1 protein-coding gene is annotated in these 7,268 nt (G+C 46.3%); it reads right to left on the bottom strand.

What is annotated here, in order from left to right; genetic code table 11:
• Positions 1–61: 61 nt before the first annotated feature.
• Positions 62–7,009, bottom strand: a complete 6,948-nt coding sequence (locus F6K52_RS28925) for a SpvB/TcaC N-terminal domain-containing protein (protein WP_293086802.1) — start codon at positions 7,007–7,009, stop codon at positions 62–64.
• Positions 7,010–7,268 lie beyond the last annotated feature (259 nt).

Genomic DNA, 7,268 nt, shown 5'->3' with positions numbered 1-7,268 from the left:
TCTCTTCGCAGCTTACGAGGGAGGCGATCAGAATGAAATCGAATCTCGACAAATAACAATATTATGTTCTTCTATTTGTTCTGTGATCGTATACCCAGTTAGGGATAGATTCGCCTTTTTTTGACTTATCAACTATAGTTTTCTGAAGTTTACTATTTAAATATAATATATTACTTAATTCCATTTTAGTTTGAGGTTTTTTTTCATCTTCATCTAACAGTTTTTGACTTTTTTTAAAAACTTCATTTACAATCATTGCTCCTTCTCCACGATTACGATCTCTCCAAGTAGCTACTATATTGTTTTTTCCTCCAAACATTACAGTATATCTCGCTGGAAGTGGATCTCTATCTTGAGTCCATGCATCTGCAATAGCTAGTGGCATATTTGGATCTCTTTCGTCTCCAACTGACGTAAAGCTGTGCCCCATTTCCGGATTCCAATATCGAGTTATGGGCCACTCACTTACTTGACTATATTGCATATGAAGGGCAAATACAGTTGCACTATATTCATTACACATACCGCCATGATATTTATTAGCGGCCATTGCAGTAGCTAGCGTATTCTTAGGTATCCTTTCAGAAGCACTTTCTGTTTCAGCCCAGGGGGCAATTTTATCAGGCATTAAAACTTTTTTATTCATAAACCGAGTTATTTCATGTCTGGCTAGTGTTTCACTATCTGCAACCAAGTCCTCTATCTGATTTCCTGCTCTTGGTATAATACTGCGTGCTGTCCTCTCTATATTCTTTAAATATTCTTCATAATTTTTCCAGTCCGAGCTTGACCACATCCTGCCATCTACATCCTTGTTTGTTACAGGATTCCCCCCCACAAACCCATACAAATTCAACCCATCAACAGTCCCTGCGGGATCACAACTCATCCACCGACCCAACCAAGGGGCATAATACCGGGCACCATAATAATAAAGACCAGTACTCGCATCCCGTTCTTTACCGGAATAGCGATACTGCTTCAACTTGACCTCAGCCAAACTCCGTCCCGCCACGAAAGACGTCCCCCCATAAGGGAAATACTCTTCATAACTAATTAATTGCCCTTCGCCATCTACCTCCATCGTTGCCGAACCCAAATGATTCTCCAACTGATAGCGAATTTGAGGATTACTCGTACCTGCTCGCGAACCCTGACTCCAGCGCAGACGAATAGCAACACAGCGTTCGTCATCCATCACCCGCAGAGAACGGCGTTCCTCAGTCACCGTACCGTTTTGCCTCGTTTGCCGGATTTCCAGCATCCCCAGATAAATCGTCTCGTCAATCTGAGTAACTGTCCCCCCATTAACCAAGCGTTCCGTCACCTTGCGGATGCGGTTTCCAGCACTATCGTAAACGTAATATTCCCCATCATTCAAAGCACCTCCCCGGTCAATAATCGTGACGCTGGCAATATTGTCCCGATAGTTCCAAGTAATCCCCCTCAACCCTTCTAACTGGGTCTGATTGCCATTAGCATCAAAATAATCATCAACCTCATCGGGCGTTAGGCTTCCCGATGTATTCTCCACAGCACGGTTAGAACCATTGGAAACCACCAGTTCTCGCCTCTTTGCCCCCCGATGCCGGATGCAGTACAAATTTCCCCCATTGTCATAGTCATAGTGACGGGTGTAGTTTTGCACCGCCTGTCCGTTGTTAATATCGGGGAGAGGAACAAACCAATCGTTCTCAGGGTTGCCCCACCGTTCGTCCTCTGGGGTGAGGGCGAGGTGTTCCCTGCCCGTAGCCTCAATCAAACGGTATAAAGCATCGTAGGTATAGGTCGATTTCGCCTCGACTTTGTGGCCATTGTTGAAAACCGTTTCCCAAGTCTTATCCAGGATTTGGGTGATATTCCCCACCGGATCGTAGGTGTAATGCAAATCTTGCAGGATTTTGCGATCGCTTTCCCTTTTAGTCAGAATGCGCGTCAGACGGAAGGTGGTAGTTTCGTATTCATACTCCGTCCTTACCCCATTGCCATAAACAATCTTGGTGCGCTGTCCCTTGGGATTGTAATCGATACTCTCCACATAGGTCGAAGTTGCCCCTCCCTGATGCTGCACCAGAATTTGATTCAACCGACCCGATTCATGGTATATTGGTTGATAAACATTATCGTCCGCATCAGTTTGCGCCGTCACCCGACCCAAGGCATCGTATTCATATTGCGTCTCGTAGGTGGTCGTTGACAAAGCTTCCGTACCGTCCCAGTTCGCTTCTTTTTTGTACTGCTCCCTCAATTGCCGTTTAGTTGTCAGAGGCGCACCCAGGATATTGTATTCATCGACCTGCAATAACCCGGCTTGGTCGTAATGCTGGTAAACTTGACCCCGTAGATTGAGATTTTCAGCATTCTCAACACTTTCCCCATACACCAGGTGTTCTACTACCTGGTCAAGCTGAGTCGCACCATCCCTACCTTGGACACGCACTCGTACTGGACGCTGCAACTGGTCGTATTCGGTAAGTACCTCGAAGTTACGGGAATCTTGGCTATAAATAGGATTGCCCAGAACATTATGCAATTGCCAGTGAGTCCCCCCATCAACACCAATGGTCTTGAGAACCTGGTTGGTCATGGTGTAGGTCATTTGGAAATTCTTGATACTGGCAGCTGACAAGCGCGGATCGGCACTGGATAGTTGATTGCCAACAATATCGAATTCATAATGGGTTGTCAGCCTGCTCACCTCCCCACCTGAAGTCGTCTTATTGTTTTCAATCTCTTTAACCGTTCTGCCCAAGTTGTCCAGGATTACTTCTGAGGGCGTATCGTAGAATACTGCTGCCTTTTGCAAGGCTTGACTTTCGGCTTCATCTAGGTCTCGATTATTGATATTTTCCCGATAGTAAGGCGAGTCTTTAACTGTATCGTTCTCATCGTAGTGCCTCTCTTCCCAAGGGGTAAACTCAACTTTGGTGAAAAATCCCTTGGGCGTATCCACCCGAATTAACCGTTGCAGGGGGTCGTAGAATAGGGTGGGAGAAACACCGAATTGATTGAGTTCTTGGTTATCGACATAGTCATAGCCTTGGATGTAATAAGGCTCGTATTCTTTAACGGGATTGCCTTTGTTGTTGTAGACCTTGCGGTTGGAAGCCAGCCAGCGATCGCTCGTTATCTCGGTACCGATACTGCCATCAGGATTAACTACAAATGCCTCCCCTGCTTCGACTTTCATCTTGCTTTGCACTTCCCGTCCCAACCCGTCGCTGTAGGTGATGTGAGTTTGCACCCGGGCATCAGCCTCGTAATCTTCCGCGACTAAATTAACGGCATGGACGGGAATTTGGTTATTTTTCCAAGAGAACAGGTCGTAGTGGAAATAACTCGCAGCCCTCTGTAAATAAGTGCGGGGATTGGCAATCACCTCCTCTGTGGTCAGCGGCTCCTGCTGCTGGTAATCCTCCAGCTTCATAAACCCGACATTCCCCTCCTGGGAGGGGTTAGGGGTGGGTTCCGTTCCGTAATGGGAGGTGACTGTGACCATCCCCAAGGGGTCGAACAGCACTTCGGAAATGTTGTGATTGATATCCCGCATTTTTAGCGGTTGCAAGGTTTGGTAATCTATTACCTGGATTAGGGTTTCGTTATTCAGGGCATCAGTGACTTTAACCCCTAGCAGGTTATAACCATCGTATTCGTAGCGGGTGGTATTGCCGAAAGGATCTGTTGTTGCTTGGGGCAAATAGAACTGGTCGCCAGGGTTATAAGCTTGAGTCGAACCTGGATTCCACCAGTAATTGTCTGCCAGGACATAGCTTCCCTGATTTTGCAGCAATTCGTCCAAGTTAGGTTTGGTCAAGGCTCCCTCAAATGCCGCTTCTACTTGTTCTGGAGAAAATTCCACTATTTCACTGCTATAGGGCAAGGCTTGGGAACTGACTTGACCAAGAGGGAAAGACTCTTCCCTTTCGGGATTCCAATAGTAGTGGCGCTGCCAACTCAGTAGGGGGATATCGGTGCTGTGGTCAAGCTCCTCTAGATGATCTTTAATATCGGCAAAAGCGAAGTATTGCTGAGTGCCAGGTAATGAGAGATTCGTGATTTCATAGCTGCGATTCTCAAGAGGCACCCCCAGCAGATAAAAGCTATCCGTTTCATTAATAAAACTGTCCGCCGAGTAAGTGATTTTTAAGCTGAGTTGTTCCGGCAGTCGGCCTACCGCAGACCGCCGTCCGTAGGCTACGGCACAACTACCCAAAACATTGCCATACTCGTCTACTTCTAGGACAAACTCGTGACCGATACGGGGATCCGCTGGGTTACGCTCATAGTTATAGGTCAAACTTTCTTGGGGATGGACAAAGTAGATACCATATTTGTTTTCCCCTTGGGGTTGGATGAGTTTAACCCTATAGTTGCTCTGGGTGACGCTGTAGGGATTGGCTTGTTGGTCGGAGTCGTCTTTTCCGTACAGTTCCTCACGCAAGACCATCCCTTTTAAGGCTCGATGGGCTTCTCGCCAGGTTTCGCTGTCCGGTTCTTGGCCATTAGCATCGAAAACGCTATCGGGAAATTGGTGCGCTGCCGGATCTCCCTGGAAATATTCCGGTTCGTATTGCTTGGAGAGAGACTCTTCTCCTTGCCAGGCTCCGGTATGATACCAAGTTTTACTCAATACTGGCGGGACATCGTAGGGTTGGGCATGGCTGGATAGGGTTTCAGCATCTAGACGTTCTATCATGCCAAACCCAAAGAATTCCCGTTCTACCCCGTCGTAGTAACCGTGGTGGTAGCTGTAGGAACTGACTAACTTGGTCTGGGAGATGACATCCCAGCTTTCTACTTTTTCAATGACCTGTACCGGAAATGGCAGGTTGGTTATCCACGGTTGCCCGTTTTGCTTGTCTTCCAGATAATATTTGGTGGAAGTGCCGTAGGTAATGCGAGTTGTAGCTCCCAGATTGTTGTCTGTTTGGTTCAACAGGTGGGGTTTTGTCCTTTGGCAAAAGTCGTAACACCAATGACGGGGTGTGGGGGTTTCTTCGCTGAAGATTAAACAAGTTGTCCCGTTCCCGTAAACATCTGCAAAGCTAATCTGGTCTAAATTATTCCAATTGCTGGGCAGATAGATGGTCAGAGGGGTTTCGCTGAAGGAGTTACCGCTTTGGTTGAACCAAATCTCGACGCGATCGCTTTTCACATATAAAATATCCGCTGTGCCGGAACCATCGATATCCGCTAAAAACAACCGGGAGATATCGAAGTCTATGCCAAAGCTTGGTGCATTGCCCAAGGTGACTTTTTTCCCGAACTTACCGTAGCCTAAAGAAGGCCAGCATTCTACCAAACCATCCTTAATTCTGACTAAATGCTGCCTACCGGTGCCAAAGATATCGGCAAACCGCAAGGCTTCAGTGCGATCGCCTTTTTTCTCTAAAGGCAAGTCATTTTCCGGCTGCTGTATGATGGCTGGGGCAAAACCTGCTTTCCCTTTACCAGGATAAACTTTTATGCGATCGCCTTCGAGGCGTAACACGTCCAACAACCCATCCCCAGTAATATCGGTTAATTGACTGTCGGGGTCGAGAAATTCGTTGGCAAAGGCAGGAAAGGTTTGAAAACCCTGCCAAGTGCGATCGCCTTTGGCGCGGCTTCGCCGATCGCTTTTTACTTCGTAGTATCCCGAAACATTGGGACTACTGACCACTAAATCTAATTGACCATTTCCGGTCAGGTCGATTAACTGTTGGTTGGTTGTTTTTCCATAAGCGATGGGCAAGGATTGAGGTTGTTGGGGAGGGTTATATCTTACGGCTTGAGTTTCCTCACCGTTCGCTGCTGGTTCCCAGTACAGAGTTGTGGTGCCATCGTTGTACAAAACTCCTGGAATGCCTTCCCCGTATAAATCCAGGATTTGATACTCTGAGGAAATCAAACCCGGCAAAAACAGACTGTCCTCTCCTAGGAACGGTTCAAAGTTATGTCCCTCGGGCTGGAATGGAGTATATTGAAACTCCAGAGCAGGTAAACTCTTGGTTTGATACCCACCGTTTTCGTAGCGATACCCAATCGCCTCGGCAGCCGTTAAAAAAGTAATATTGGCATCTTCTCGATAATGGAAGCGCGTGGCGTGGACTAGTACCGGTTTGCTGTGCAATTCGGCAAAGCGGTGGAACATTAAAACATGGCGGCATAGTCGATGGGTGCGAATTTCAAACCCCGCATGATAGGTGGAGAAGGGGTCTAGTCTATTTGTCCATTCTCTAACTGGTTCGTAAGGTTTCGTATTGCTTGGGTCGATATTGTACTCGCCGTAGTCAAAGATTACTTCAAAGTGCCAATCAACACTGCTAAGGTGATCTCCTGGTTGCAGCGGTTCGTAGTTACCATACTGAATTTTCTCTATATATTTATTGGCTGTCTGCGTCCGGTTAGTTTCATAAATGCTGCTGGTTACCCCTTGGGTATTTTCTGGCTTGTAGCGATAGATAATGCAATTACCCTTAGCATCAAAGCTTTCTTCTAACAGCCATTCAAAGACATGATTTTCGTTTTCCGGGTCAGATATTCTGGCTTGAGCCGTTTTGCCATATCTACTGGTAATATTATCCTTACTGATTACCTGCCAATAGGATGCTCCTGTAGTGCGATCGCGCCACTGTTCAATTTTGGCAAATAAGCCTTCAGTGCGAGGCTGGTAGCTAGTAATGTCGTAACTGCCTTGAGTTCGGTTACCTACTCGTACCAAGTCATCAGCATTGGAGAGAATGAAGGTATCAGTGCCATCGTATTTGGGTAGTCCTTTCGAGGTTTTGCGGGAAATATTAGGAATAGCCAGAGCAAACCCCAAACCAAAGGTTCCGTTTCCCGAACCAGAACTATACTGAACACTCAACTGCGGTTCAAAACCCCGGCAAGGAGTTGTCGGAATCGGAATAGATAGGCCAGCCGTGCCCGTAAATTCATTAGCCTGAAACGTTTCGCCAATGCCCTGAATCGCTCCACCGCCTTTAGGTAAAGACAGTTGGGTTGTGGTTATTTTGCTATTTTCCATAATACCTTCATGACCGAATTTATGACCGAAGTAATGCTTGGTGACTGACTATTAAACTAATGCTTACCTCTTGTTTTATTCAAAAGCTTTTCGGTGTAGCGTGCCCATAATTTGATACGCAACACGCTGATAGCTGATAGCTGATTATTTAGTACTTACTATAGATGCCAGGGCATGATTTTTTTTATCTGTTTCACAACTCCTAATTGTATTAAACCAAGGAAATTTAACTTGCTTCAATATATTAAATCTAATTCAA

Origin of the sequence: Moorena sp. SIO3H5, from assembly GCF_010692395.1 — a bacterium.
Lineage (GTDB): Bacteria > Cyanobacteriota > Cyanobacteriia > Cyanobacteriales > Coleofasciculaceae > Moorena.
This window is presented reverse-complemented; position numbering and strand designations above follow the sequence as displayed.

Coding starts and splice junctions, on each gene's coding strand:
- F6K52_RS28925 (WP_293086802.1), bottom strand. CDS start 7,009: ATGGAAAATAGCAAAATAACCACAACCCAACTGTCTTTACCTAAAGGC.